The 2,140-nt window shown below is 61.6% G+C and carries 2 protein-coding genes; both read left to right on the top strand.

What is annotated here, in order from left to right:
• Positions 1–762 (top strand): translocation/assembly module TamB domain-containing protein (locus EN935_RS32610; RefSeq protein ID WP_206534617.1); only part of this gene is annotated, 762 nt, incomplete at its 5' end.
• Between the two features lie 267 nt (positions 763–1,029).
• On the top strand, positions 1,030–2,140 hold a 1,111-nt coding region (locus EN935_RS32605), incomplete at its 3' end, for an ABC transporter substrate-binding protein (protein WP_127374052.1).

The following is a 2,140-nucleotide window of genomic DNA, read 5'->3' as shown; positions in this document are numbered from 1 at the left end:
GTCAAGGCGCAGGACAAGGCACTGCGGCCGCCGACGACCAGCGGCAAGGGCGGCGGCACCGGCCTCGCGCTTGATGTCACGGTCAACGCGCCGAACCAGATCTTCATCCAGGGCAGGGGCGTCGATGCCGAACTCGGCGGCTCGCTCAAGCTGACCGGCCCGGCCTCGTCGCCGCAAGCGGTCGGCACCTTCACCCTGCAGCGCGGACGGCTGTCGATCCTCGGCAAGCGGCTGACCTTCACCGAAGGCACGGTCGGCTTCTCCGGCTCGCTGGTGCCCTATCTCAACCTGACGGCAACCACGACGACCACCAGCGCCACCGTCACCATCGTGGTGTCGGGCGAGGCGACCAATCCGAAATTCACCTTCTCCTCGGTGCCGGCATTGCCCGAGGACGAGGTGCTGGCGCAATTGATCTTTGGCCGCTCGATGTCGAACCTGTCGCCGTTGCAGATCGCCCAGCTCGCAGAAGCGGCCGGGCAACTGGCCGGCGTCGGCGGTTCGACCTCGCTGCTCGAGAATCTGCGCAGCGCCATCGGCGTCGACGATCTCGACGTCACCACCGACGACAAGGGCGGCACGGCGGTTTCGGCCGGAAAGTATCTCAACGACCGCACCTATGTGACGATCCAGAAGGGCGACAAGCCGGGCTCGGGCAAGGCGACGATCGACCTCAATGTCGGGCGCGGCGTCAAGCTGCGCGGCGAGGCCAACGATGCCGGCGAAGCCAAGGGCGGCATCTTCTACGAGAAGGAATACTGATACTTCGGCGGGACTTTTTGGCCCCATGTCGGCTCGAAGCTGGCGCTGTTCGAGCTCCGCTAAATGTCCCAGTTTAATCGACTATCGAGATTCCAGAGGAATCCGTCGCATAGTAGCAAATTTGCGCCAAGACTGTCGTTATCACGCGAACCGCTCCCTCTTCAAAGTTGCACATTCCCTAACATGTTCCCAATCCATGTCGTCTTTGACATCATGGCCTGGATGCGGAATGTTAAAAGGCGGAAAGCCAACAATGGGAGTTAAGTCATGACAATTTACAAGAGTAACGGCGATCGCGTTCCGGACCACATCCTGGCCATGGCCGAAGAAGCCAAGGCAGGCAAGGTCGATCGCCGCGAATTCCTGGCCATGGCCAGCGTCTTCGGTGCGTCGACGGCAATGGCTTACGGCTTGCTCGGCCTCGCCGATCCGACGCCGGCGAAGGCCGAAGAGGTGAAGGGCAAGAAGGGCGGCACGCTGAAGATCGCCCAGTGGATCAAGGATCCCAAGGACCCGCGCAAGGCCGACTGGTCTGAAATCGCCAATGCCGAGCGCCAGGCGCTCGAGCCGTTGGTCAAGTACACATCCGAATACACGTTCCGCCCCTATCTGCTGGAGAGCTGGGACGTCAACGACGACGCCACGCAGTACACGCTGCACGTGCGCAAGGGCGTCACCTGGTCGAATGGCGATGCCTTCACCGCCGCCGACGTCGTCTTCAACCTCAAGCGTTGGGCCGACAAGAAAGCCGAAGGCAATTCGATGCCTGGCCGTCTCGGCTCGCTGGTCAAGGACGACAAGCTCGACGAAAGCGCCGTGACCATGCCTGACGATCACACGGTGGTGCTGAAGCTCACCAAGCCTGACATCGCGCTGATCCCGAACATGTGCGACTACCCCGGCCTGATCGTCCACAAGAGCTTCGACGAGAAGGGCGGCGATTTCAAATCCTGCCCGATCGGCACCGGCCCGTTCGAACTCGTCTCCTACGATGTCGGCCAGAAAGTGGTCTATAAGCGCCGCACCGACGACAAGTGGTGGGACGGCGAAGTGTTCCTCGATGGCCTGGAATTCATCGACTACGGCACCGATCCGGCGGCCATGGTCAGTGCTTTCGAAGCCGGCGAAGTGCACACCAATTTCGAGACCTCGGCCGACTACGTGTCGATCCTCGACGGCATGGACCTGGTCAAGTCGGAGATCGTCACGGCGTCGACCATCGTCTGCCGCACCAACGTCAACAACAAGCCCTATGGCGACCAAAAGGTGCGCAACGCGCTGCAGCTTGGCGTCGACAACAATGTCGTCCTCCAGCTTGGCTACGGCAATGCCGGCTCGGTCGCCGAAAACCATCATGTCTGCTCGATCCATCCGGAAT

The organism is Mesorhizobium sp. M7D.F.Ca.US.004.03.1.1 (genome assembly GCF_003998635.1).
Lineage (GTDB): Bacteria > Pseudomonadota > Alphaproteobacteria > Rhizobiales > Rhizobiaceae > Mesorhizobium > Mesorhizobium loti.
The sequence above is the reverse complement of the archived record's forward strand: the minus strand, read 5'-3'. Positions and strand labels throughout refer to the sequence as shown.